This is a genomic window from Pseudanabaena sp. UWO311 (assembly GCF_006937785.1).
Lineage (GTDB): Bacteria > Cyanobacteriota > Cyanobacteriia > Pseudanabaenales > Pseudanabaenaceae > Pseudanabaena.
On record NZ_SJEE01000016.1, the window covers coordinates 88,714 to 113,554 of the forward strand.

The window sequence follows — 24,841 nt, forward strand, 5'->3', positions numbered from 1 at the left end:
ATATTAGCCGCCAACATTGAGTGTTGCCCTTGCTGGATCATAGGGTTGCAACTCCACTTTTACAGGTTTCACATTCCAGATCTCATCACAATATTCTTTGATTGTGCGATCGGAAGAGAACTTCCCAGATCTTGCCACGTTGAGAATACTCATAGTTGTCCATTTCTCGACATCTTGATAAGCTGCGCTGACTTCAGCTTGACAATCGGAATAGGCTTGATAATCAGCCAACAACATATAGTCATCGTGATACATCAGCGAATCCACTAAAGGCTTAAACAAGTCCTTGTCTCCAGGGGAGAAATATCCCATGCCGAGGCGATCGAGAACATTGCGAAGTTCTTCATTGCTTTGGTAATAGGTTTGAGGATTGTAACCTTCAGCTTTTTTCTGTTCAACTTCGGCAGCCGTTAAACCGAATAAAAAGAAGTTATCAGCACCAACTTCTTCGCGGATTTCGATATTCGCACCGTCTAGAGTACCGATAGTCAAAGCGCCATTCATAGTGAACTTCATGTTGCCAGTACCCGAAGCTTCTTTACCTGCGGTCGAGACTTGCTCTGACAAGTCAGCAGCAGGATAAATCAATTGACCAAGGGAAGCACTAAAGTTGGCAAGGAAAACAACTTTGATACGTCCTTGCACATCAGGATCGCGATTGACAACATCAGCTACCGCGTTGATCGCTTTGATGATTAGCTTTGCCATGAAATAGCCAGGTGCAGCTTTACCGCCAAATACAAACGTACGAGGAGTGATCTTGATACTAGGATTTTGTTTAATCCGTAGATAGAGTCCGATGATGTGCAGTAAGTCAAGGTGCTGACGCTTGTACTCGTGGATGCGCTTTACTTGAATGTCGAAGATAGAATTAACATCAACTTCTACGCCATTATGGATGCGAATATAATCGGCAAGTTTTTGCTTGTTTGCTTGTTTAATTTGTCTCCAGCGATCGCGAAAATCTTTGTCATCCACAAAGGCTTCAAGCTTACGAAGTTCGTCAAGATGCTTCAGCCAAGTATCACCAATTTTCTCACTAATTAAACCTGACAACGCAGGATTAGCTAGCAATACCCAACGTCGAGGAGTGACTCCATTAGTTTTATTGTTAAACTTCTCTGGCCAAAGCTTATAGAAGTCTTTCAATACATCTTGCTTGAGCAATTCGGTGTGCAAAGCCGCGACACCATTAACGGCATGACTGCCAACGGTTGCGAGGTTTGCCATCCGTACTTTTTTGCCACCGCCTTCTTCGATAATCGATAGGCGCAATAGCAACTCATCATCGCCAGGGAACCAAGTCTGTACATCTTGCAAGAAGCGATGATTGATTTCGTAAATGATTTCTAAATGACGAGGCAAAAGGCTCTCAAATAGAGGTACACCCCATTTTTCGAGCGCTTCAGGCATGAGCGTATGATTAGTATAAGCAAAGGTGCTTTGGGTAATCCGCCATGCTTCATCCCAGAACATTTGATGATCATCTACCAACAAACGCATCATTTCGGCAATGCTGATAGCTGGGTGAGTGTCATTTAACTGTACGGCTGCATGATCTGCAAGGTTGTCCAAACGACCATACTTTTTGAGATGGCGACGAATGATGTCTTGGAGAGAGCAAGATACAAAAAAGAATTGCTGCTCTAGACGCAACTGACGACCTTGGGGCGTGTTGTCGTTGGGGTAAAGAACTTTGGAAATAGTTTCCGACTTGATCTTAGTAGCAACCGCGCCATCATAGTCGCCTGAGTTAAAGGCTTGGAAGTTAAAGTCTTCGCCTGCTTCAGCTTTCCAGAGACGAAGCGTATTAACCGTGTTGGTTTGATATCCAGGCACGGGGGTATCGTGGGGAATCCCTTCAACGGTGAAACTAGGAATCCAACGGGTATGAGGACGACCGCGATCATCGTTATAGATTTCGGTATGTCCGCCAAATTTAACTTGGACGGTGGACTCGTAGCGCACGACTTCCCAAGGATTACCACAACGCAACCATTTGTCAGGAATCTCAACCTGCCAACCATGCTGAATCGATTGGTTGAAAATACCAAATTCATAGCGAATGCCATAACCCATTGCAGGAATTTCTAGGGTGGCAAGGGAGTCAAGGAAACAGGCCGCTAAGCGACCGAGACCACCATTACCGAGTCCTGGATCAGGTTCTTGCTCTAGAATTTCGGTCAGATCCAGTCCTGACTCTTTAACAGCTTGCTCGATCGCTTCATACAGGTCAAGATTAATTAGGCTATTACCCAGATGTCGCCCCATCAAAAATTCGGCGGACAGGTAATAAACGGTTTTAATATCTTGTTCGTGGTAGACCTTGAGTGTTTGTAGCCAACGTTGCAATAGGCGATCGCGTGTGGTGTAAGACAACGCCATGTAGTAGTCGGTGAAGTTGGCGAGAATTGCGAGTTTGCCTTGTATGTAGAACAGGTTATCGGCAAAGGCCCGCTTGAGGGTTTCAATACTTAAACCTGTGCGATCGTCTTCTACCGTAATATTGCTGGTTTGATTAGCAACATTTGTTTGCATAGAATTATTCCTGAATGGTTACTTTGTCTTATTGCCGTTCTGCTGACCCTAAGGCGGAGGGTTATGCCCCTGTCCTATCCAAGCATAAACTTTGAGTTGTTGGTCATTTATTAACTGATAATTTATGTTTGAGGGGCATAATATTTACGGTTCCCTGACATTAGCTCAAATTTTTATAAAAAATTTACCTCGTAATCTTTTGGGGATCGCAGAAAGTACATTAGGCAGATCGCTGCCCCACTCAGCATAAGTAGCTACGCAAAAATTAAATACAAAACCCCAAGATCTTTAGCACCCGCTTAGCAGTCGGGACAGATCTTGGCTCTGGGACTTTAAATTATGCAGGTTTACTTAAGACTATTGCTGAAAATGATGCCCCCATTTTCAGCGAAATATTCTCCCAAAAGCATTTAGGAGCGATATCCAGAAAATTTTGACATTGTGCCCCAATGAAATCACCTATAAATCTCTTTATTGGTTCTCATAAAGTTTATGACGACATCACTTTTGTGGTTATGAAGCGGAAAATCTAACATAAGCCAAAAGAGAGTGGCAGCGCTTCACGCTGCCACTCTCTTTTGACTTTTAGCCTATATACAATAGATATGTGATTTAAATATACAACCGTCAATAGTTATGAATCAAATAACCAGTAACTCTGGGAAAAATATTGAAATATCATTGGGGCAATCGATCGCTTTAGTCTGGCATCGGCGCGATTTGCGGGTGGATGATAATCCTGCGCTGAGTGAGGCGATCGCCCAAGTTGGGGATCAGGGGATCGTGCTGGGGGTGTTTATTTTTGACCCTGATATTCTTGATGATGGAGTAACGGAGGGAAGCAAGGTTGACTTTATGCTGGTTTGTCTGCGCGAGTTGCAAGCTAACTATCGGCGGTTGGGCAGTGATTTGTTATTCATGCATGGTCAGCCTGTAAATTCGATTTGCGAACTAGCCAAGGCGGTTAAGGTAAGTCATGTCTTTTTTAATCAAGATGTCGAACCCTTTGCACTTAAACGCGATCGCGAAGCAACTAATGCCCTGCAAGAATTAGGAATTAAAGTGCAAAGTTTTATTGATATTGGTTTGATTGCTCCCAATGCGATCGCCACCCAAGCAGGTGAACCTTATAAGGTTTACACTCCTTTTTGGCGCAACTGGCAAGCTAAACCAAAGCCAAAACCTTTTAATGCTCCTCAGAAATTAACAGGTTTAGCTAGTTATGAGCATCTGCCTGTAATCGCTTTGCCAAGCTTGCGCGAACTCAAATTTATTAACGACATAACGTTACCAAAATCTGGTGAAGCCGAGGCTCTGCAATTATTAGAAACCTTTTGCGATGGTAATGGAATCTTGCGTTATCAGACTGAACGTGACTTTCCTGCTCATGAGGGCACATCGAGCCTGAGTCCACATTTGCGCTTTGGTACTATGGGAATTAGAAGAGTTTGGGAAAAGGCGATCGCGGCTGAGCAGCTTATCAGAAGTGAAGAAGAATCTTCAGGCATCACCACATGGAAACAGGAATTAGCATGGCGCGAATTTTATCAACATGTGTTGTTCTATTTTCCTGAACTAGAAACGGGTGCATATCGTCCGCAGATGCGAGATTTCCCTTGGGATGATGACGAGGAGAAATTTGTGGCATGGTGTGAAGGGCGCACAGGTTATCCGATTGTCGATGCGGCGATGCGGCAACTTAATCAAACAGGCTGGATGCATAACCGTTGTCGGATGATCGTTGCTAGCTTCCTAACCAAAGATTTGATTATTAATTGGCAGTGGGGCGAGCGCTATTTTATGCAGAAATTACTGGATGGCGATCTGGCGGCAAATAATGGCGGTTGGCAATGGAGTGCTTCTAGTGGCATGGATCCAAAGCCCTTAAGAATCTTCAATCCTGCTTCGCAAGCTCGAAAATATGATCCTGAGGGTGAATATATTTTGCGCTGGTTGCCAGAATTACAGGGATTAACGACTGCCGAGCTTTTAAGTGGCAATATTCCACCACACCAGTGTAAAAAACGTGATTACCCTTTGCCAATTGTCGATCACAATATTCAGCAGCAAAAGTTTAAGCAGCTCTATAAAGATTGCAAAGCTAGTCCCTAAGCTCGCACTCAAGCCCTGCACTCAAGTGCGGGCTAAAAGCTAAAACCCGTTGAAACGGGTTACGGAAAATTATTTTTTAGTCTGCTTCAGCAGACTTGAGCTTTTAGCCAGCACTTGAGTGCTGGGCTAATGCTGCGCGATCGCAAATGCATCTCTGCACAAATTGCTCAACTTTCGACAAATCTTTATCCCCAGCAGCACGTTCGACCCCACTGGATACATCTAGACCATGTGGACTTACCAAAGCGATCGCATCGGCAACATTTTCAGGTGATAAGCCTCCCGCTAACCACCAGTCACAAGCTGGACGAAAATCGCGCAACATTTGCCAATCCAGAGTTTTACCAGTTCCTCCCGCCATATGAGGATCATAGGCATCAAGTAAAATCGCATCTACAACATTGCTAAAAAGATTTGCTTTCTCTAAACCTGATTGATCTTTAACTCGTAGCGCTTTAATTAGCTTTATTTTCGGGTGAGTAGCACTTAGATGCGATCGCAGTTGAGCACAAAATTCTGGAGATTCATCGCCATGTAGTTGCACCGCGTTTAGTCCAGCTAGCGCAACTGTTTCACTAATTTCACTGATACTGGAATTAAGAAATACCCCAATCAAATCTAGCTCTGAGAATCTTGCCATCTCTGTCTGGGCAGAGAGTAGACTAGAGGTGATTTGCCCGATCGCAGTTGGGCTGATATATCGTGGTGAAGAGGATACACAGATAAAACCAAGTGCATTGGCTCCCATTTGCACAATCGCTTGTGCTTGATCTAGTTTCGTAATGCCACAAATTTTGATATACATACTCAAGCAATTAATTCCATGACTGACTCATCCTATCCAAAGTTTATGCAGTCTCACCAACAACTCGATCAGAAATTAGGCAAGAAAATCGTGACAAAAATTTCCGCAGGCTCGGCAATGTTTATGGCGATCGCGATCGCTTGCTGTACTCCCACTCTTCCAGCCCGTGCTGGTCTCTTTGATGGTCCAGTAGATCGTCTGCCCTCAGTGCAGCGTGATTCACTACGTAAAGGTCAAACAGTGGTCACTGGTAACAATGGCAAATATGTTGCGCGAGTATTACTTAATGCCTCACCTGATGCAGTTTGGCGAGTTTTGACCGACTATGCCAATCTCTATAAGTTTATTCCCAATATGACTTCCAGCAGGATCATCGAAAATCGTGGCAGTCGTAAAGTAATTGAACAAGTGGATTCGCGCCAAGTTTTCTTAGTTTCGATTGTTTCGCGTACTAAACTCGCTATCCAAGAAACCGATCGCAGACAAATCGATTTTCGACTTATTGATGGTGATCTTGCCAAAATGGAGGGCTATTGGAAAATTGAGCCTGTCTCCTCAGTACCCAAGCGTCCAGCCAATCAAATTCTAATTACTTACACAGTCAATGCACAGCCAAAAAGTGGAACTCCTACTGATGCTTTCTATGGGATTTTTAAAGACGCTTTAGGAGATACATTACAAGCGATTAAACAAGAAGTTGCTAGTAGAAATTAAAAAATAATAGGGCTTCTGCCTCACCTTAGAGCCTATTTAAGAATTGTCCAGATTACCCCTCAATCCATCTTGCAAGGGAGACTCTAATCCTCGTTTACAAGGAGGCTGAGGGGAATCTCTTAGAAGTTTTAACTGTAGAAAGCAACTCTTAAATGGTTTCTGCGGAACAATTCATGAATTGTCACTATAGAGACTTCAAACAGGAGAGAATGTGCTATTCCCATTCTCTCTTATTCTCAAATTCTCAAACTTAATAATTAACGACATGATCGAGCCGATTGGATATATATTAGGAACCAAAGATGCTACCCCACTTGAATTTTGGGTAGCGGTGAGTGATGGCAAAGTCCTTCGTCTCGATGATGTCGTGCAAGTAAAAACCGATCGTCCTGATAAAAAAGGGATCGTTAACTTTTATGGGGTTGTCGATCATGTGCGAACCATCCATGAGGGGACGCAATTTGATACAGATACATTTCTGGTTACCACTGGCAGTATGCCCGTAAATGTATCCTATGCTGCCCATATTCAAGTCACGCGCATTGAGCCTGAAGAATATTTACCACCACAACCGAGCGATGCTGTTTATTTAGCCGAAGATGAGAATCTCAGATTTGCACTCAATTTCGATGGCATGGAACAGCGCATCTCCGCAGGGATTATGCGAAATGGAAGTCCAGCCTATTTGAACTATGAATTTATTGATGGCACAAAGGGCGCTCATGTCAATATTTCAGGGATTTCGGGGGTAGCAACGAAGACTTCTTTTGCTTTATTTTTACTGCATTCTATTTTTAATTCAGCAGCTTTGGGTTCTAAGAGAGCAAATACGAAAGCACTCATTTTTAATGTCAAAGGGGAAGATTTATTTTTCTTAGATAAACCCAACAATAAAATGCGAGAGGAAGATCGCCATACCTATCATGCCCTCGATTTGCCCGTAGAACCTTTTCGGGATGTCCGTTTTTGTGTTGCGCCCAAGAAAAACACCCAAGAGATAGAACCGCATCTCGATCAACGTTCCGATAATATCTCCGCCTATGTATGGGGAATGCGTGAATTTTGTCGCGATCGCCTGTTTCGTTTCTTATTTGCAGGTGACGACCTAGAGCGTGGGAACATTGGCTTCTTGGCAAGTATTGTTGAGGAGCGTCTAGCCAGATTGGCAATGGATAATGACAAATATGATAAGAAGCTAGGATTTTTGCCTAGAGCTAGTCTGGACTTGGATGACACCTATGGTGAAGAAGACAAAGATAAAGTGGAAACATTTCGAGATTTGATTGAATTTCTTGAAGAGAAGTTAGTCGAGAATCCCGATCAGAAATGGCTAGGACGCAATGCTCCTGCGACTGCGGAGGCTCTAACGCGGCGTTTATGGGGAATTGCCGATGAAATGGGTCATCTCATTCGCGGCGATCTACCTGCGGAAGAATTGCAAAAATATAAACTCGATCCCCTTGATGCAGAATATCAGCTAACGATCGCGGATATCAACAAGCTAGGTAGCAAAGCCCAAAAGTTTGTGGTGGGTGTATTGCTTCAAAAGCTATTCATGGAAAAAGAAAAGCGCGGTCAATATCCCGTTGTCTTTATAGTTCTTGATGAGTTAAATAAATACGCACCAAAGGAAGGTCGTAGCCCCATTAAGGATTTGTTAGTGGAAATCGCGGAGCGGGGGCGATCGCTTGGCATTATCCTAATAGGCGCTCAACAAACTGCTTCGGAGGTAGAACGTCGCGTGGTCGGACAGGCGGCAGTGCGCGTAGTTGGTCGTCTCGACTCTGCCGAAGTAGAACGCCCTGAGTATAATTTCTTGACGGGTGCTTGTCGGAAGCGATCGCTATTATTAAAATCTGGCAGTATGTTTATTCATCAGCCCGAAGTTCCATCACCTTTGCTGGTTGGATTTCCTTTCCCTGCCTATGCAACGAGGTTGCGAGAAGTCCAAATTAATGAGGTTGAAGAAAAGGTTCTAAAAAGTAAAGTTAAGCGTCTTTAATTTTTAGCAAAAATCATATTTTTTGTTTGGCAACAAATTGCTGAAAATACACTTGGCATAAGGAGATCCTACATTCAGCAGGTAATCAGGGCAAAAAATATTTGCCATGAGAATGTAGGCTGGAGGGGCGGGTTTTGCACATAAATCCTGCTTTTAGCACAGAATTATCAACTAAACCCGCCCCTACAATACCGTCCCAACATTATTCTGAGCTACATTCAGTTCGTTATTCCTATTTTGGAAATAGTACTTGTATCAATGGAGTGAATTAATCGCCTCATTCAGAGTCTGACTAGGGCGCATCGCTTGATTAGCCTTATCAGGATCAGCAAAATAATAGCCGCCAATATCGACAGATTGACCTTGAACAGCGCTCAATTCTTGAATAATTTGGCTTTCCTTATCCGCCAATACCTTCGCCAACTCAGCAAATTTCGACTTTAGTTCCAAATTCTGATTTTGTTCTGCTAGAGCTTGCGCCCAGTAAAGCGCGATATAAAAATGACTGCCACGATTATCGATGCCGCCGATCTTGCGGGATGGCGATTTATCGTTATTGAGATAGAGACTGTTGGCTTGGTCTAGGGCGATCGCCAAGATCTTGGCGTTCTCATTGTTGGTTTTGCGTCCGAGGTCTTCGAGGGTAACGGCGATCGCTAAAAATTCTCCGAGGGAATCCCAACGTAAATGCCCTTCTTCGAGAAACTGCTGAACGTGTTTGGGAGCCGAGCCACCCGCGCCCGTTTCAAACAGTCCACCACCCGCGAGCAATGGCACGATCGAGAGCATTTTGGCGCTCGTACCAAGTTCGAGGATTGGGAATAAATCCGTGAGATAGTCCCGCAGAACGTTACCCGTTACAGAAATCACATTTTTACCCACTTTAATTTGTTCGCAGGTAAATTTCATCGCTGCCACAGGTGACAGAATTTGGATATCTAGCCCTGTGGTGTCATGGGCTTGCAAATAGGTCTTGACCTTAGTAATCAAATTCGCATCATGGGCGCGGTTCTCATCTAACCAAAAAATCGTCGGATTTCCCGTCGCTTTCGCCCGATTGACAGCAAGTTTAACCCAGTCCTGAATCGGTAAGTCCTTAGTTTGGCACATCCGCCAGATGTCACCCTTAGCGACAGAATGTTCAATGAGAATAGTTCCAGTTTCATCACTAACGCGCACTATTCCATCCGCAGGAATCTCAAAAGTTTTATCGTGGGAACCATATTCTTCAGCCTTCTGCGCCATTAAGCCCACATTGGCAACATTGCCCATCGTCGTAACATCAAAGGCTCCGTTTTCCTGACAGAATTCGATACAGGCTTGATAAATGGTGGCATAGGAGCGATCGGGAATCATTGCCTTAGTGTCGTAAGCCTTGCCATCCGCGCCCCACATCTTGCCAGAAGTCCGAATGGTCGCCGCCATGGATGCATCAATAATCACATCGCTAGGAACATGCAGATTGGTAATTCCCTTATCGGAATTGACCATCGCTAGACGTGGTTGCTTTTCACAAACTGCTTGCAAATCTGCGGCGATCGCTTCTTTTTGCTTGTCAGGCAAAGACTGAATCTTGGCATAAACATCGCCCAATCCATTATTCGGATTGATGCCTAATTGCTTGAAGGTATCAGCATACTTCTCAAATACATCTTGATAATAGACCGTCACCGCATGACCAAAGAGAATCGGGTCAGAGATCTTCATCATCGTCGCCTTGACATGGAGAGACAGCAAAATATCTTCTTCCTTCGCCTTGGCAATTTCCTGAGCATAAAAAGCCCGTAAAGCCTTGACACTCATCACCGAAGCATCAATTACTTCGCCTTCTAATATAGGGGTTTTCTCCCTGAGAACTTGAATAGAACCATCGGCTGTGATCAATTCAATCTTGACTACGCCAGCCTTGGGAATTACCACTGATTTCTCGCTACCGTAGAAATCCCCCTCAGTCATGTGCGCTACATGGGATTTAGAATCCTTTGACCATGCACCAACGGAATGGGGATGCTTTTGAGCAAATTCTTTGACGGCTGAGGCGACACGGCGATCGCTATTTCCTTCACGCAATACTGGATTAACCGCACTGCCCAACACCTTAGAGTATTTCGCCTTAATCGCTTTCTCTTCTTCAGTTTGTGGATCGGCTGGATAGTTCGGGATGTTGTAACCCTTGGCTTGTAACTCTGCGATCGCCGCCGTTAACTGGGGCAGGGAGGCGCTAATATTCGGGAGTTTGACGATATATGCTTCAGGAGTTTTTGCCAAGTCTCCCAGTTCCGCGAGGGCATCGGGTTGACGCTGCGATTCGGTTAAGTATTCAGGAAAATTCGCAATAATCCGCCCAGCTAGAGAAATATCCTTGAGTTCAACCTCAATGTCAGCGGCTCTCGTAAAAGCTTGGACTATGGGTAGTAGGGAGTAAGTGGCTAGGGCTGGAGCTTCATCGGTAAAGGTATAGGTGATTTTTGAGGTTTGATTGCTCATGTCAATGGGGCGGATTTTTTGCGGATCAATATACAGCTTAGATGATACATGGCTTAGTTAAACCGATACGTATCGGTTTTATCCACAAATTAGCCTTATACCAAAACACGAAATGGCGTAGCCATTTTGTATTTCTAAAACCCTTGCTGGGTTTAGTTTTTAATTCACAAAAGTATGACGACCCTTTTGTGAATTGGTATTTATTACTGTGGTCACGCGAGAAAAAGGAACTAAGAAGCAATCATCTAGAAGCAAGCCGATCGCAGATCAAGCAGCAAACGGACAAAAAATAATACTATGCTTGAAAGCTTTACCCAATATGTATCATGACTAAAATGGTCTTCCACAAAAAACGATAAAGTTTTTGTAAAGAAAAATATTGAATGCAAAATTATCGGTTACGATCAAAAAAATTCGATTCTTATATTCTTCAAACATGAAAAGATTCCTTTTTGCTTTGCTTTTTTTATTCTTTCCATTAGCCAGCTTAAATCTCAATTATCCATCGATTAGTTTGGCTCTCGATTATCAATTCGTGAATGAGACATCTTGGAAAGTTGGTTCATATGAAAATGGGGTTAAATCCGAAGCTGAACCAGTACCATGGGTTTTTCGTTCCAATAAAACCGTAAATGCTGGAAATTTATGGAGAGGAATTTGGAAAGAAGAAATTGGAAATAGAATTAATGTTGTGATTCCCTCCCAAGATGAATTTGAAGTTAACTTTCTCAATGCTAACGAGTTCATTGTATTTAAAAATGGGGAACCCTATAGATGGGGGCGGCGACAATAAATTTTACTCAAGCGAAGCAAAAACTTTTTAAGTTCTTCTTAATAATTGTTAGCTACAGTGCAAATATCCTCACACAATGGATTTATCACATTCCCAAAAGGCGATCTCCTCAATCGCCTTTTTTTGTGCAAAAACATATCGAACAGCATCATACTGATCTTATCAAAATGAAACTAACGATGCATTTAGCCTTTTGAGGCGATCGTAAATTGATTCATTTTTAGGCAAATGTTGCCATTTATTCCCCTTTACGATCGCTTATTTTCCCGTTGTTTTGTTTGTGTGGGGAGATCGCTGTTTGATTTTTTGTGGAGAGGCGATCGTGATTTTGGATGTTGATAGGGCGATCGCTGTTTGATTTTTTGTGGTGGCGACAGTGATTGATTACAGGGGGAAGTCCTTATATTTGAGGTATAGCGATCGCACTTTCTCTTTGAACTTTTCGCGCACGTCATCGGGTTCGATAATTTCACAGTCTTCGATATAGGGCATGATGTCTCGATAGAACCAAAATGTACTGCTAATTTTGCGGATGATTTGACGCATCGGTGGGACGGTATCTAGCCATGTATTATCGATATCTTCTTCTCGCGGTTGATAGGCAAAGGCAAGATTTCCCGATAGGTTAAAAGTGACATGAATGTAATCCAGTTGCGATCGCCATTTGCCTTGAATGGATGTAATCGCCGCTTCAACAGGAATGCGATCAAGTCTGAGACAGCGATTGTTTTTTAGGGCGACAACATCGTCACTACTTGTGGATTCTTCGCACCAGCAATCTAGATAGATGCGCTTGTCGTGGGGAGTAAATTTGGCATGATAAATTGAGAACTGGTGGGGGTGATCGGCAGCATCGAGATATTGCAGACGAAATGGCTGTTGCTGCTTGATGTAGCGATCGATGGTATGTCGCCAAATTTCGGGAGGTTTGTCGAGGAATTTCTCGATCTCGCGGCGCAATGGGGAGGAGAGTTCGCTCCGTTCTATTAAGAGATTGGCTATTACTTGGGCTTTTTCAAGTTCGCCGTAGTCTACGAATAATCGATAGGTACGTGCTAGGGACTCGATACGATCGCTTGCCCAGTCATTATTTTTTGAGATTTGGATTTGACGACGGGCGATCGCTTCGACTAGTTTGGAGATATTGGGGCGATCGCCCCACATCATGCCAAGTTCCATCGCGATCGCTTCTAGGTTAGATTTATCGCGATCGGATATTGATAATGTGATGGATTCGCCTTTTCGGGACACGGTGATTGGTAATTGGTGATTATTTTTCCTTTTTCCTTTTTACTTGCCCAACGCTTCGCGATAAGTAATTACGGCTTTAGTTTGACTGGTTTCATTGGCAAATTGACTGAGTAAATCAAAGTCTAGTTCGGGTAGAAATTCACTGCGAGGAATATTTTCATATCTTGATTCATTTTGAGATTCATCAAGTTCTGTTCTAAGGCGATAGAGTTTCCATTGTTGCTGTTTGGCATACCAAAACCAGACTTCAAGGATTCCTAAGCCTCGATATACTTCTAATTTATCGATGCCACCACTGCTGATGACGATTTCGATCGCGATATCTGGGACTTCTTTGAGTTCACCAAAGCAATAGCATTCATCGGGTTCTAGTCCTCTCTGGACTAGTTCTTGTCTAAAGGTGGTTTGACCATAACCATTGAGATCGATTTGCCTCTCTACGAAATACATCTCAAGTAGTCGGGCAAAGATTTTTTTGAGGCGTTCGTGTTCGTTGGATGTGGTCATAATTTCTAAAACTCCATTTAGATAGGTCATGTGGAGCGAAGGATATTCATCGGTGTAGATGTTGACCAAGGTACTGTACTGCTCCCAAGTCACATTACTGATAATGAGATGTTGTTCTTCATCGCCAGGAAGTTCGATGGGGTTTCTAGCTAAAACTTCTAAAAGTTTCATAGTTACCAATCTCCGAGGGTGATAGGTTTGGCTATTTTAATCATATACGATCGCAAATGCTTTAACCTTGCTAAAATGTGTCCGTATACTTTTATGGATTTTAGCCTTGTAAGTATTTATTTTGTGTGTAATTATGGTTTTAGCTTATAGACAAGGACAAATCAAACTCAATAATTTATTTCCAAATATATTGGGTATACTAAATTTGCGGAGAGCTAGGGTATTTATGGAAAAAGCTGATGTTTACCAAACAGTCTGAACTAACCTATATCGAATATCTTGCTTATGAGCATGAGAGCCAAGTCAAGCATGAGTTTGTAAATGGTCAAGCATTTGCGATCGCGCTTTCCGATATTTACGAGGATGTGAAGTTATGACGGAATACAAAATCGTTCTCAAGCCTGTCTATTCTGAGACTGTAGAAACCCCAAAAGGGATCGAAATTCCTGATGGTTGGCGCTTGGCTTGGCATCAGTTAGAAACTTTTAAAGCTTTGCAAGATCCAGATATTGATGTGGTGTTTAATACTGCCATGACAGGTGATGGTAAGAGCTTAGCGGCTTATTTGGATGTGATGCAAGGTTATGGAATTAATGTCATTGGTTTATATCCAACAAATGAACTAGCAAGAGATCAGGAAATGCAAGTTCAGGACTATATAGCTAAGTTTCAGCCGCCTAGCCGTCCTAGAGTTGCCCGACTTAGTGGAGAGGAGTTAGAAATATACGCTGAGTCTGAGAAATTGAGAAAAGCAGATGCGATCGCTACTCGTACTAGTCAAAGAGAGATTTTATTAACAAATCCTGATATCTTCCATTATTTGCATCGTGGCACTTATCTCATGCCTGAAAACGAAAACCCAGATAAGCTATGGGGCAGAATTGATGATAAGTTTCATTTGTTTATCTTTGATGAGTTCCATATTTTTAGTGCGCCTCAAGTTGCGAGTGTCATTAATACGCTTTTGCTAATTCGTTGTACTAAAGGAAGAGATAAGAAGTTTCTCTTTTTATCAGCAACTCCTAATGAGGACTTATTGCAGCGCTTAAAAGATGCGGGGTTGAATCCCTATGTAATCGATCCTAGTGCAAGCGGGAAGTATAAGTTTCCAGATACATTTGAGGAGTCACAAGCTTTAGACCCTAAGAAGTGGCGCAAGGTGATAAGGGAAATCGATCTTAATTTTGTGCCTTTAGAGCCTTCATCTCGTTGTTCAGAAAGTTGGATCAAAGAGAATGCTCAAATCGTATTGGATTATTTCCTCAAAAATCAAGGCAGTAAAGCAGCAATTATTCTCAACTCGATCGCATCGGTTAAGCGTCTCACTCCTTTCTTTCGTGAGTTTTTGAAACCTTATGGATTGACGGTTGGCGAAAATACGGGATTATCAGGTAAGACTGTACGCGAAGAATCACGAAAAGCTGATTTGATTTTGGGTACTAGCACGATTGATGTTGGTGTTGATTTCAAAATAAATTTTCTGATGTTCGAGTCAGCCGATGCTGGTAGCTTTGTTCAGCGTTTAGGAAGGCTTGGCAGACATGATGGATATGAGAAAGACGGTGAGAAGGTAAGTTTTAAAAAATTTACTGCCTATGCGTTAACACCAAATTTTCTAGCAGGGCGTTTGTTTTCGGATGCAGATCATCCCTTTGACGATGGAGAAATATACGATCGCTCTTTTTTACGTCAACAAATAGAAATACACTATCGCCCGATTAATGACTTTAAAAATTACTATTTACGATGGGCGGCGATTCAGTCTGTAAATCTTTGTAGTAAAACGGGTTTAGGACATCCAAGATTACAAGCTAATTATGTTGGCAGTTTGGAGAAGTTTCAAACCATAACTGAGGAGATTTTCAAAACAAAATTTAGTCGGGTCAGAGGCTGTCTAAAACGCTGGAATCAGGAATGGTTAGAGCTATCAGGAAAAAATGGTAATCCAATTGGACAGGAAGCTTCTAGCTTTCGGGGTACAAGTCCTTTACTTTGTGGAGTTCTCGATCTTACTGAGTCTTACGATTCTGAAAAATTCAAGACTTACGATCTCGCTGGTATTTTGAGCAACTTAGAAATAGAGATGATGACTAAGGCTGAGTTCGATCGCCAAATCGAATCGACAGTAGCTCGAACTAAGCAACCTATTGCTAAAGGTAGATTTGAGTACTGTTTAGGGTTTATGAAATTGCTTGGATATCGTGAGGAGCGTCTAGACTGGCGTTTCACATATCCAGCCGAATCTTTACAAGCGTCTGCGGATGCTTATCAAGTAAAGATTTTGGTGGGTGTGCAGGTGTGGCAACCACAAAATAAATGGGTTAACCAGATTAACGATCGCTTAGGTCGTCAGGCGTTAGTTAGCTATGTGTTGCGATGTCCAGCTATAGAAGCTCGTAGAAGATTACAGCTACCGATGCATTTTCCGATTTACTCAATTGATGAGGTTGGAAGGCGAGATCGCGAGGCTCAATATTCTGTGGCTTTTGGACAGGCTGCACTTTTGCTAGAAACAGTTGCTTGGCGGATGAAAAGTAAAGGACAGGAGATATGGATATGTTAAACGCAATCCCTAAAAGGGTTTCAGATTGTTTTGAAAAAACAAGAAAGCTACAGCCTAGTAATTCAGTGTCCAAAATTTCAATCCTTAAAAAGGATTTAGAGCCTTTGCTTTCTAATCAAAGGTTATTACGGCTGAACTCCAATATTAATGATACCAGTTAAGTAAATGACAAGAAAAAAGTTTTATAGGTCTTTAGACACTGAATTAAAGTTTTGTGTTAATATCTGGTCAGGTAGCGAAAGCCTAGTAATGCAGAGACCAAGATCGCCAGACTTCAAACTCAGTTTGCGTCGGTTGCGTGACTATGACCTGAAACTTTACGACTTAGCGCCAACTATAAACTTAACGAATAGGAGGCAAATTATGTCAGTTCAACTGACTCTGTTTGACCTTGAAGACTACAATGTTCCGCCTATGGCTGAGATCATTCCTGTAGGCTCAAGGGTTGCAATGGCTAAAGAAAAAGTTGAGTATCAGCAACTTGAGCTTAACCTTTTTCCTAAGTCTCCTAACAGGAAAAAACGTATGTTACCTAAAGTAGCTGCGTAACCAAAAAGATGGGATTGAGGAACCTCTTTCTTAATCCCACTCTATTCCATACATCTCTTCACACTCCCTTCAACTGTATAGAGAGGATAGGATTTTATGCCTAAAAAAACTAAAGAGACTAATACAAATCAACTAAGTCTTTTAGAAGAAGAAATATTGTCAGATGAGACATCTATGGATGATGACGATAGCTATGGAATGGATGCCAATCTTCAAGATCGTGAGATTGAGCTACCAAAACCTGAATTCATTACACTAAGACTTTTGCGAAAGGCGATCGCCGCTCAAAATCCTGACGACCAAATCATGCAAGACTTTGGTGAGTATGTGTTGCCTAATCTATTGCGTGTATCGCTGGGTACTACTGCGAAAGGTGGTAAGTATTTTGAGCAAAAAGAGCAGGAATACTATGAGCGTCAAGTTCGAGAAAATAGAAAAGAAATCAAATCTATTAGTCGCCGTAGTGCTGATGATCAGTCGCTAAACACTCATATATTGAATGGGTTATTCCCTGCAAATATGACTGAGCAAAGACTTGAAAATCTTGATACCACAGTACAACGGCTTCTTCGTCCCAAACCACAGCGCAGACGGCAAGCGATCGCTGGCTTTATTTTGCATGACTACGAAAAGTTTTGCTATGAACGCTTTTTATTGATGCCTGATGAGTACAAGTCGATAGATAAAGATGAGATTCGCAAACTTCCACTTGATGATCGGCGCAATATCTTAGATATAATTATTCGGGAACTTGGACTCGATTACTTTCTCGATTCAGAAGATCCTGAAGCTTATAAAAGTCAAATCAACGGTTTGCTTTATATTGCTGAGAACGCTCAACGGAAGAGTGATACTAATCTCAATACATCTGAGTATAATCTTGGGCGTGAGTCAAATGCTTTTGTCGAGTCATCCAATCTAGCGCGTCTAGCAGATTTATTTGCTTCAATCATTAAGAAGCCACAAGATGCAGAAAATCCAAGCCTTTATAGTGCTTTGCATGAGTTGAGCGATGGTCAATTAGAACTGACCTATCACAGTATTTCTGAAAATCACGGTGTATTAACCAATGTAGTTAATAACGCCATGATGGATGTATTTAAAAGTGTGAATACACCAGAGCATCAATACTATGAACCATTACTCTATTTACCAACTGGGGTTATTTATCTAAAGCTCAAAGATGCTCCAACCGTTTCAACAGAATTTTTACCCGATCGCGTTGTTCAAAAAATCAAAGAGCTTTGCAGTGATGAACTAGCAGAGCGACACAAAGGCATCATGCGCGAAGGGAAAGGCATGAAATATGCTGACTACTACGATTTGTTCTTTGATGATTGTGAATTAATGCGGATTGCCCTCAATGCGACTAGTTCTGTAGTTAGAAATAGCAAATCTGGCGATCGCAGTGCCTCATTAATTGAATTTCAAAAAAAGAAAGCTTTATCCGCAGATTATGACTTCAGTTTTGATACTGATGTTCGCATCGATCAACTTGCAGAATTTGGAGATCTAGTTACTCGTAAAATCTGGGGTAGTAGAGTCGAGAATATCAATAACTGGCTCAAAAACAAGAAAAGTCCAGACAAAAAGAAAAAAATAGAATTTAGTTTTGGCGCTCTTGAATCACCAGACTATCTAATCTTAAAAGTTACCGAACATTTGGGGCTTGCTGAGTGTATTCCCCAAGTTCGAGAAATTTTAAGAATAAACGAAAGTCTAAAAGAACAAAAACTCAAGGGAAATACAGGCGGTATGCCTTTAGATTGGTACTACCTAGCCGCCCAGTACATCAAAGCTCATGCTGGTATTGAAGATATTAAAAAAGCAGGACATCAAATTATTGAATGTGTTAGCTCTCTGATTTCTCCTATCCTTGAAGAGTTTAAAAACCTGAAAGATTCAATTCTTAAGGAGAGTCAAAACAACCCCAATATTAAAGAAGATGGATGGGACGATCTGCGTGATTGGGTAAGTCGCGTTGTGATGTTACCTAGCAATCAGATTACCTCAACTGACAAATTTTTGGAGGAGCTTAATAACTACAATGCAGCAAAGCAACAGCGACGCGGCAAACAATTAATTTGCTCGATCACTCATTCCGCTTACAGTGTGAAACCACAGGAAGAAGCATCTGTACTTTTTACCCCACAGGTTTACACAAACAAGCAAATGCTAGGCGGCTCTAATGCCAAACGCAATATTTCTAGTATTGCCTCAACTGAGTTTATGCTTCGTCAAATCTTGATGAGTGAAAGTCAGCAAGTAGGTAAAAAGTTTGAAGATGGCAAATACCGTTATTTGTTTTTCTATCCAACTTATTACTTCACCCCTGAAACCAATCGGTTTTTACATGAAGCCTATGATGATATCTCTCAAACAAGATTTGATTCTAGTCTTCGGAATCACTTTGTAAGTAAAGATATGGTTGCTGACTTGTCACTTGAAAACTATCAAAATGCGGGAATATTTAAACGCAAGGAGAATATAGACACTAATTCTTATAAAGGTCGCATTCTTAGACTGAAATATTCTGAAAATCAGCCTATGACTTTTTACTTCATGGCGCTTCCACCAGAAAAACGGGGTAAAACCGATCCCACAGATACAGAATCTTGGGTGATGCCAACATGGTTAGCTTTTGCTTTCCCGATGATTCTAGACGTTAAAACTGTAGTGTCGGAATCGCCGATTCCACCTTGTACGGATGGGACTGATTTTGAGCAAACTATTTTTCTTGATAGTGCGCCCCAAGCGTTCCGAATGCTAACACAAGAAAGTCATTTTCGACTTGATGCTATTTTGGAAGGCTGGGAAAGAAATGGAAAGCATTACACATCACCGCTTAATGCTCTCACTACTGCCTATGCAGTCAATCTGGATGTTAATGGGAAACAAACAAAAAATGGATATAACCCCAACTGGGGCAAACTATCCGAACTCGCAAGGGATTTCGAGACAAGTCCGCTCTATGTGTTTAGCTATCTCAAACGCTATGCAAGAGACAACAAACTCGATAGCCCAAGCTTACCGAAAATCCGTCTATACACTTATCAGTTTTATCCCTGCTTCGATCCCTATGTTCAATTAGAAAATGAAGAGTTAGTTATTATGAGTCAAGCCTCTCAAATCAATCATCCTAAAAAACTCGTTGAACTTTATCGTAAGTTCTATCGATCTAAAGGAACCAAGGGAAAGCCAACACCTGCAAATGCGATTTTGAAACCTGTTGATGAAGCTGCTGCTGTCATTCTCAAGGCTGAACTTAGCAAAAGCCAAACAGATGCTTTGATCGATTATGTTGCTGCACGTCTCTGTGCGCTCATGAATCGTGTACATAGCAGTACCGCAGAAGGTCGATGGGTTTTTAAAAATAGTGAACGCGATCAAGAGCGTGAAGCTGTTCTAGATTTTTCTCGTTATTTTGTCGAGAATGTCTTTCGAGACAGTTTCAACAGCGATCGCGCTCGTTTAGCAGGTCGTCAACTTAACTTGATTCGAGATACCTGTGAGTTTCTTTATCGATTGGAGGATGACAAGGAACGCAAGCTGAAACAAGCCCAAGGTTTATTAGTAGCTTCTGAAGAAGAAGACTCTGAAGAAGAGTAACAACACCTCAACTCAAGACTAAATTTTAAACAATTACAAAGGAGATCATCATGACACTTATCAAGAACAGTATCAAGTCCGAAGAACAAAAGAAGTTTTTTCATGATCAATTTCAATACAAGCCAATGGGGAAATATGTACACTTCCTCACTGTGCGAGTCACTGAGTCTTATGCTCTATTTCAAACTGACCAAGAGCTAAACAAGGCGAAAGTTCGCGCAGGTATCAAGAAGGAAAACAAAAACGCTATCAGCCGCCTTGCCATGTTCAAGCGCAAACAATCATCGCCCGAACGTCTAGTTGGTCGGGAATTGCTTCGTAACTATGGTTTTATGACAGCCGAGGAATGCGAATACAACGTTAGATTTGCAATGGACAACCCTGATTGCATTATCTACGGCTTTGCGATCGGAGATTCTGGCTCAGAAAAGTCTAAAGTCATTGTTGACACAGCCTATTCCATCACCCAGTTCGATGATTCTCATGAAACATTTACTCTCAATGCTCCCTATGAGAATGGGACGATGACCTCTAAAGGGGAGAAAAAAGAACTTGGCAAAGGCAAGGACAAAGGTAAGCTTGATGGAGAAATTGGTACAACAACTTCTCGCATTAACCAACAAGATCACATCCGTCCACAGGTTTTCTTTCCTAGCATCGTGACGCTCAAAGACCCCACAGAAGCAAGCTTCTTGTACGTTTTTAACAACCTCTTACGTACAAGTCGCTATGGCGCACAAACTACACGCACAGGTACAGTCAGAAATGAAGTTGTTGGAGTCATATTTGCTGACGGTGAAATCATTAGTAATCTCCGATGGACTCAGAAAATTTACGATTTGTTCGAGCCTAAAGCCATCGAATCTCTCGACCCTCTTGATGAAGGAGATGTTCTAGACAATGCCAAGACTGCCATCCAAGAACTACTTAACGATGAGCCAATTGTGATTATTCCTTTTCTAGGTGATAAATTTGACGAGCTTTTAAAAGAGGTCAAATCTTTGACTAGCAACGAAACTACTCTCAAAGCAATTCTCAAAAAAGCCGATGATGAAGCTAAGGCTTATGCCAAAGTCCACATCAAGGGCAAAGCTGGAACTCCTGTTGCGGCGGAGTAATTACTATGACTCATATCTATCGCTGTGAGCTAGAGCTACATGATACGCTTTACTTTGCCACTCGTGAGATCGGACGCTTGTATGAAACCGAAGCGATCGTTCATAACTACGCCCTTTGCTATGCCTTGGGACTAGTTGATAGCGATCGCTATGGTACGCGAGTATCCGAAGAACATGAATATCGCTACTTTTGCCGCGAACAGGTTCCCATGTATGAGGAGCATCTGAGCAAACTCAATGAAGTGGGAATCTATGTCACTCCTGCGCGATCACTTCAGCATACTTCTGTGTTACATACATGGAAATATGCCAATAACAACTATCACGTTGAGATGGAAAAAACTCAAAAAAATATTCCTAGCTTTGGCAGAGCTAAGGAAATCGCGCCCGAAAGTGCTTTTGAATTTTTCATCTTGTCGCAAAATCCTTTACCTAAACTTTCTAAATGGATTCGTCTGGGTAAATGGATGAGTAAGGCTGAGTTAAAAATAACAAAGGAAGTAGAAGTTTCAAAATCCAAAAATGAAGATTTTATATTTCCTTTCCCACTGAATCCCCTTGATGTGATGTTTACTCACCAAGTTTTAAGCTATGACACCGTAAATATGCCGCCTGTTAGCCTGATTCGCAATGTCAGATTGCAAGGACATTTTTATGATTTCGATGGTTTGCAAATCCCTGCACGTATGGAATATCGCTTTAAGATATAAAACATTATGAGAAACTGGGAAGCCATCAAGCAACGCTATTTAAGAGATGGATTGCCGATCCGATTGGGAAATATAGCTTCAAATCTAGCAAAGATTAAAAACTTGTCTCAAAGAGCAACTGCCTCAAACGTGGCTGTCAGCCTAGTGGAAGAAAGCAAAATATTCATCGAATGGACAGCTAACGATGCTGACATCGACACGGCTGGCGAATTGGTTGAATTACAGATTCAGCTTGCACTGTGGCAATTGCGCTGGACAAAAATCTGGTCAGATCAAGCACAACGCATGGAAGTTGCTGCACAAGCACAGATCTAGTCAGATCGGATTTTAGAGCGATCGGGACTTTTGGATTAGGAGCGATTAGCGATTAGCTGTTAGCTGTGAAATAGAATATATTTTAAGGATATCGCAAATGCTTGCTAGACAACCCAACCTAACCTACTCAGAATATCTCGCCTACGAACAAACTAGCCTCACTAAGCATGAGTTTGTAAATGGGCAAGCTTTTGCAATGGCTGAGGAAGATGAAAATCATAATTTGATTGTTGGCAATCTAGTTGCTTGTATCCTCCCACATGTGCGCGGTACTGGCTCTCGGTTGTTAGCTTTAGCAATGAAACTCACGATCGCCTCGGCAAATAACGCCACCTACTACCCTGATGTGATGGTAGTTTGCGATCGCACCGATAACGATCCCTATGTGAAACAAAAACCTTGCCTATTAATCGAAGTTCTATCTCCTTCCACAGCCATGCTAGATCGGCGAGAAAAACTTTTCAACTATCAGAAATTGGAATCTTTGCAAGAATACGTCTTAGTTTCTCAGTCTGAAATCAAAGTAGAACTCTATCGCCGCGATCCTGAAGGTTGGTTAGTCCAATCCTTGAGTGTGGGAGAAATCTTACAGTTGCAGTCGATTGATCTAGAGATCGCCCTTTCAGATATTTATGAAGATGTTGAGTTATAAAATATGCCCCATAGTCTCGTTGTAAATTTCATACCGAAAACGCCGATTTATCCTGAATACCTAACAGGACGGCATATTCATGCACTTTTTTTAACCTTAGTTAGCTCTGTAGATCAAGAATTAGGCGATCGCCTGCATGGTGAAAAAGCGAATAAAGGATTTGGGCTGAGTCCAATTTTGGTGATGGGTAATGGGTCATTGGTAATGGGTAATGGGTCATCGGTAATAGGTAAAAAGCCAAAAACAAGATCCCAATCACCAATCACCAATCACCAATCACCCAATTACCAATCATTAATTACCAATTACCAATTACCAATCCCCCCTTCAACCCCCTGCTGGTGGCGCATCTCCCTTTTAGATGAAGTTCTCTTTAGCAAACTCACAAGTCTATGGCTTAATCTTAACCCCGATCGCGCTTTTCATCTCGGTTCCGCCGACCTCTATATCACCAGTATTCTTGGCACACCTCAATCGAGTCAGCCATGGTCAAATTTTGCGACCTATCAACAAATTTTTGATCGCGCTTCCGAAACTGAACGAAACATTACCTTTCACCTCGCCACTCCCACCGCTTTCCGTCAGGGTAAATATGATTCGCCATTGCCAACTCGCGACAATGTATTTAAGAGTCTATGCGATCGCTGGAATACCTACAGCGAAATCTCAATCGATCCCGAAATCATCGAATATATCTTTCCCAGCCGCTTTGACATTAAGACAGAAGTAGTCAAAAATTACGACACCCATAGTTTTATCGGATGTGTCGGTGAAATTGGCTATCGGATTCTTGGTGATGCTTCGCCAGAGACAATCAAACAAATTAATGCTCTAACAGACTTTGCAATGTTCGCAGGAATTGGCAGGAAGACGACGATGGGGATGGGGATGGTTAGGCGGGTAATTGGTGATTGGTAATTGGTGATTGGTATGGGTAGACCTGATTTTGAGGATTTGGAGATTTATCGATTGGCGGAGAGTTTGGCTAATGAGGTATGGGATATGGTGAGTTTGTGGGATCAGTTTGCTAAAGATACTGTGGGTAAACAAATTGTGCGATCGGCAGATAGTGTTTGCGCCAATATTGCTGAAGGAAGAGGACGCGGCAGCTTAAAAGATAATCAAAGATTTATCAGAATTGCACGAGGTTCTCTCTATGAAACAACTAGTTGGCTCAGACTAGCCTACCGTCGCAAACTACTAAACCCCGAACAAGTCCAAAAACTAAAATCCATCCTAAACCCACTACTCCCAAAACTAAACGCCTACCTGAACTCCCTAGCTAGATGAGAAGTAAAAAGTAAAAAACATCACCCATTACCAATCACCCATTACCAATCACCCATTACCAATTAAAGCTATGGAACCAATTCCTATCGCGGCTCTGAATCAATATGCCTACTGCCCTCATCGATGTTGGCGGATGTTCTGTGCAGGAGAATTTGTCGAGAATCATTACACGATTGAGGGGACGGATTTACATCAGCGCGTGCATACGGTTAGCGAAAATCAACGAGAGGAGACTTGGCAAATCAGAGCGATCTGGCTGAAGTCGGAACAATATGGCTTGATTGGCAAATCTGATTTGATTGAAGAAGTTGATGGTAATCTCTATCCCATTGAATATAAACGGGGACATAAAGGGGAATGGGATAACGATGCGATGCAGGTTGTGGCTCAAGCGCTCTGTTTAGAAGAGATGACAGGTAAAAGCATTACTAAGGGCTATGTTTATTATGCTCAGACGCACCAAAGACAAGAGATTGAGATTACGGCTGATTTGCGGAATGAGGCGATCGCAATGATTACCGAAATCTCGCAAATGATGGAAACGGGCAAAATGCCACCTGCGGTATATAGCGATCGGTGTAAAGGTTGCAGCCTATTTACTCAATGTGTACCGATGGCAAAGGAAAAGGTTAGTAAATATAAAGAAAGATGAATG

General features: G+C 42.1%; 20 protein-coding genes. 15 read left to right on the top strand and 5 right to left on the bottom strand.

Going from position 1 to position 24,841, the window contains the following annotated elements; all coding sequences use genetic code 11:
- Positions 1 to 3: 3 nt before the first annotated feature.
- Complete coding sequence (locus tag PseudUWO311_RS13790) at positions 4 to 2,538, bottom strand: glycogen/starch/alpha-glucan phosphorylase (RefSeq protein WP_142655812.1); 2,535 nt, start codon at positions 2,536 to 2,538, stop codon at positions 4 to 6.
- A 636-nt stretch (positions 2,539 to 3,174) separates the two neighbouring features.
- On the opposite strand from PseudUWO311_RS13790, the gene PseudUWO311_RS13795 reads away from it, so the two are divergent.
- Entirely contained in the window at positions 3,175 to 4,650 is a 1,476-nt protein-coding gene (locus PseudUWO311_RS13795) for a cryptochrome/photolyase family protein (protein ID WP_142655813.1), read from the top strand.
- Positions 4,651 to 4,753: 103 nt separating this feature from the next.
- Here the strand turns inward: PseudUWO311_RS13795 and PseudUWO311_RS13800 are convergent, their stop codons facing one another.
- Positions 4,754 to 5,455 (bottom strand): phosphoribosylanthranilate isomerase, encoded by a 702-nt coding sequence (locus tag PseudUWO311_RS13800; protein WP_142655815.1) that lies wholly within the window; start codon positions 5,453 to 5,455, stop codon positions 4,754 to 4,756.
- 18 nt (positions 5,456 to 5,473) lie between these two features.
- Here PseudUWO311_RS13800 and PseudUWO311_RS13805 point away from each other — a divergent pair, with 18 nt between their 5' ends.
- Positions 5,474 to 6,169, top strand: coding sequence for an SRPBCC family protein (locus tag PseudUWO311_RS13805; protein ID WP_142655816.1), 696 nt, complete (start codon positions 5,474 to 5,476; stop codon positions 6,167 to 6,169).
- Positions 6,170 to 6,434: 265 nt separating this feature from the next.
- Complete coding sequence (locus tag PseudUWO311_RS13810; protein ID WP_142655818.1) at positions 6,435 to 8,171, top strand: ATP-binding protein; 1,737 nt, start codon at positions 6,435 to 6,437, stop codon at positions 8,169 to 8,171.
- A 255-nt stretch (positions 8,172 to 8,426) separates the two neighbouring features.
- Here PseudUWO311_RS13810 and PseudUWO311_RS13815 read toward each other — a convergent pair whose 3' ends face one another.
- Positions 8,427 to 10,658 carry an NADP-dependent isocitrate dehydrogenase gene (locus PseudUWO311_RS13815; RefSeq protein ID WP_142655819.1) on the bottom strand — a complete coding sequence of 744 codons (2,232 nt, stop codon included), beginning with the start codon at positions 10,656 to 10,658 and terminating at the stop codon, positions 8,427 to 8,429.
- A 436-nt stretch (positions 10,659 to 11,094) separates the two neighbouring features.
- Between PseudUWO311_RS13815 and PseudUWO311_RS13820 the strand changes: the two genes are divergently transcribed.
- Entirely contained in the window at positions 11,095 to 11,451 is a 357-nt protein-coding gene (locus PseudUWO311_RS13820; RefSeq protein WP_142655821.1) for a hypothetical protein, read from the top strand.
- 384 nt (positions 11,452 to 11,835) lie between these two features.
- Here the strand turns inward: PseudUWO311_RS13820 and PseudUWO311_RS13825 are convergent, their stop codons facing one another.
- Together PseudUWO311_RS13825 and PseudUWO311_RS13830 are read right to left on the bottom strand one after the other, a co-directional pair.
- Positions 11,836 to 12,702, bottom strand: coding sequence for a WYL domain-containing protein (locus PseudUWO311_RS13825; RefSeq protein ID WP_142655823.1), 867 nt, complete (start codon positions 12,700 to 12,702; stop codon positions 11,836 to 11,838).
- Between the two features lie 39 nt (positions 12,703 to 12,741).
- On the bottom strand, positions 12,742 to 13,380 hold the full coding sequence (locus tag PseudUWO311_RS13830; protein WP_142655824.1) for a Uma2 family endonuclease: 639 nt from the start codon (positions 13,378 to 13,380) through the stop codon (positions 12,742 to 12,744).
- 239 nt (positions 13,381 to 13,619) lie between these two features.
- On the opposite strand from PseudUWO311_RS13830, the gene PseudUWO311_RS24035 reads away from it, so the two are divergent.
- From PseudUWO311_RS24035 to cas4, 11 genes are all read left to right on the top strand, one after another.
- Positions 13,620 to 13,757: a hypothetical protein gene (locus tag PseudUWO311_RS24035; protein WP_190303498.1), complete on the top strand. Its 138-nt coding sequence runs from the start codon at positions 13,620 to 13,622 to the stop codon at positions 13,755 to 13,757.
- Positions 13,754 to 15,943, top strand: coding sequence for a type I-D CRISPR-associated helicase Cas3' (cas3, locus tag PseudUWO311_RS13835; protein ID WP_142655826.1), 2,190 nt, complete (start codon positions 13,754 to 13,756; stop codon positions 15,941 to 15,943). Before PseudUWO311_RS24035 ends, cas3 begins: the two co-directional genes overlap by 4 nt.
- Before the next feature lie 249 nt (positions 15,944 to 16,192).
- Entirely contained in the window at positions 16,193 to 16,492 is a 300-nt protein-coding gene (locus tag PseudUWO311_RS13840; RefSeq protein WP_142655827.1) for a hypothetical protein, read from the top strand.
- 96 nt (positions 16,493 to 16,588) lie between these two features.
- A complete protein-coding gene (gene cas10d / locus PseudUWO311_RS13845; protein ID WP_142655828.1) occupies positions 16,589 to 20,101 on the top strand; it encodes a type I-D CRISPR-associated protein Cas10d/Csc3 in 3,513 nt (1,170 codons plus the stop codon).
- Between the two features lie 50 nt (positions 20,102 to 20,151).
- A complete protein-coding gene (cas7d, locus tag PseudUWO311_RS13850; protein ID WP_142655829.1) occupies positions 20,152 to 21,219 on the top strand; it encodes a type I-D CRISPR-associated protein Cas7/Csc2 in 1,068 nt (355 codons plus the stop codon).
- 5 nt (positions 21,220 to 21,224) lie between these two features.
- A complete protein-coding gene (gene cas5d, locus PseudUWO311_RS13855; protein ID WP_142655831.1) occupies positions 21,225 to 21,929 on the top strand; it encodes a type I-D CRISPR-associated protein Cas5/Csc1 in 705 nt (234 codons plus the stop codon).
- Positions 21,930 to 21,935: 6 nt separating this feature from the next.
- Positions 21,936 to 22,244 carry a hypothetical protein gene (locus tag PseudUWO311_RS13860; RefSeq protein WP_142655832.1) on the top strand — a complete coding sequence of 103 codons (309 nt, stop codon included), beginning with the start codon at positions 21,936 to 21,938 and terminating at the stop codon, positions 22,242 to 22,244.
- Positions 22,245 to 22,341: 97 nt separating this feature from the next.
- A complete protein-coding gene (locus PseudUWO311_RS13865) occupies positions 22,342 to 22,896 on the top strand; it encodes a Uma2 family endonuclease (protein WP_142655834.1) in 555 nt (184 codons plus the stop codon).
- 3 nt (positions 22,897 to 22,899) lie between these two features.
- Positions 22,900 to 23,814: a CRISPR-associated endoribonuclease Cas6 gene (gene cas6, locus PseudUWO311_RS13870; protein ID WP_142655836.1), complete on the top strand. Its 915-nt coding sequence runs from the start codon at positions 22,900 to 22,902 to the stop codon at positions 23,812 to 23,814.
- A 12-nt stretch (positions 23,815 to 23,826) separates the two neighbouring features.
- A complete protein-coding gene (locus PseudUWO311_RS13875; RefSeq protein WP_142655838.1) occupies positions 23,827 to 24,186 on the top strand; it encodes a four helix bundle protein in 360 nt (119 codons plus the stop codon).
- Between the two features lie 70 nt (positions 24,187 to 24,256).
- Positions 24,257 to 24,838: a CRISPR-associated protein Cas4 gene (gene cas4 / locus PseudUWO311_RS13880; protein WP_190303499.1), complete on the top strand. Its 582-nt coding sequence runs from the start codon at positions 24,257 to 24,259 to the stop codon at positions 24,836 to 24,838.
- Positions 24,839 to 24,841: the final 3 nt, after the last annotated feature.

What these genes read in the sequence shown, in the direction of transcription:
- cas4 (WP_190303499.1), top strand. Translation starts at nt 24,257, where the DNA reads ATGGAACCAATTCCTATCGCGGCTCTGAATCAATATGCCTACTGCCCT.
- PseudUWO311_RS13865 (WP_142655834.1), top strand. Translation starts at nt 22,342, where the DNA reads ATGCTTGCTAGACAACCCAACCTAACCTACTCAGAATATCTCGCCTAC.
- cas7d (WP_142655829.1), top strand. Translation starts at nt 20,152, where the DNA reads ATGACACTTATCAAGAACAGTATCAAGTCCGAAGAACAAAAGAAGTTT.
- PseudUWO311_RS13810 (WP_142655818.1), top strand. Translation starts at nt 6,435, where the DNA reads ATGATCGAGCCGATTGGATATATATTAGGAACCAAAGATGCTACCCCA.
- PseudUWO311_RS13820 (WP_142655821.1), top strand. Translation starts at nt 11,095, where the DNA reads ATGAAAAGATTCCTTTTTGCTTTGCTTTTTTTATTCTTTCCATTAGCC.
- cas3 (WP_142655826.1), top strand. Translation starts at nt 13,754, where the DNA reads ATGACGGAATACAAAATCGTTCTCAAGCCTGTCTATTCTGAGACTGTA.
- PseudUWO311_RS13790 (WP_142655812.1), bottom strand. Translation starts at nt 2,538, where the DNA reads ATGCAAACAAATGTTGCTAATCAAACCAGCAATATTACGGTAGAAGAC.
- PseudUWO311_RS13800 (WP_142655815.1), bottom strand. Translation starts at nt 5,455, where the DNA reads ATGTATATCAAAATTTGTGGCATTACGAAACTAGATCAAGCACAAGCG.
- cas5d (WP_142655831.1), top strand. Translation starts at nt 21,225, where the DNA reads ATGACTCATATCTATCGCTGTGAGCTAGAGCTACATGATACGCTTTAC.
- PseudUWO311_RS13875 (WP_142655838.1), top strand. Translation starts at nt 23,827, where the DNA reads ATGGGTAGACCTGATTTTGAGGATTTGGAGATTTATCGATTGGCGGAG.
- PseudUWO311_RS13795 (WP_142655813.1), top strand. Translation starts at nt 3,175, where the DNA reads ATGAATCAAATAACCAGTAACTCTGGGAAAAATATTGAAATATCATTG.
- PseudUWO311_RS13815 (WP_142655819.1), bottom strand. Translation starts at nt 10,658, where the DNA reads ATGAGCAATCAAACCTCAAAAATCACCTATACCTTTACCGATGAAGCT.
- PseudUWO311_RS24035 (WP_190303498.1), top strand. Translation starts at nt 13,620, where the DNA reads ATGTTTACCAAACAGTCTGAACTAACCTATATCGAATATCTTGCTTAT.
- PseudUWO311_RS13805 (WP_142655816.1), top strand. Translation starts at nt 5,474, where the DNA reads ATGACTGACTCATCCTATCCAAAGTTTATGCAGTCTCACCAACAACTC.
- PseudUWO311_RS13830 (WP_142655824.1), bottom strand. Translation starts at nt 13,380, where the DNA reads ATGAAACTTTTAGAAGTTTTAGCTAGAAACCCCATCGAACTTCCTGGC.
- cas10d (WP_142655828.1), top strand. Translation starts at nt 16,589, where the DNA reads ATGCCTAAAAAAACTAAAGAGACTAATACAAATCAACTAAGTCTTTTA.
- PseudUWO311_RS13860 (WP_142655832.1), top strand. Translation starts at nt 21,936, where the DNA reads ATGAGAAACTGGGAAGCCATCAAGCAACGCTATTTAAGAGATGGATTG.
- cas6 (WP_142655836.1), top strand. Translation starts at nt 22,900, where the DNA reads ATGCCCCATAGTCTCGTTGTAAATTTCATACCGAAAACGCCGATTTAT.
- PseudUWO311_RS13840 (WP_142655827.1), top strand. Translation starts at nt 16,193, where the DNA reads ATGCAGAGACCAAGATCGCCAGACTTCAAACTCAGTTTGCGTCGGTTG.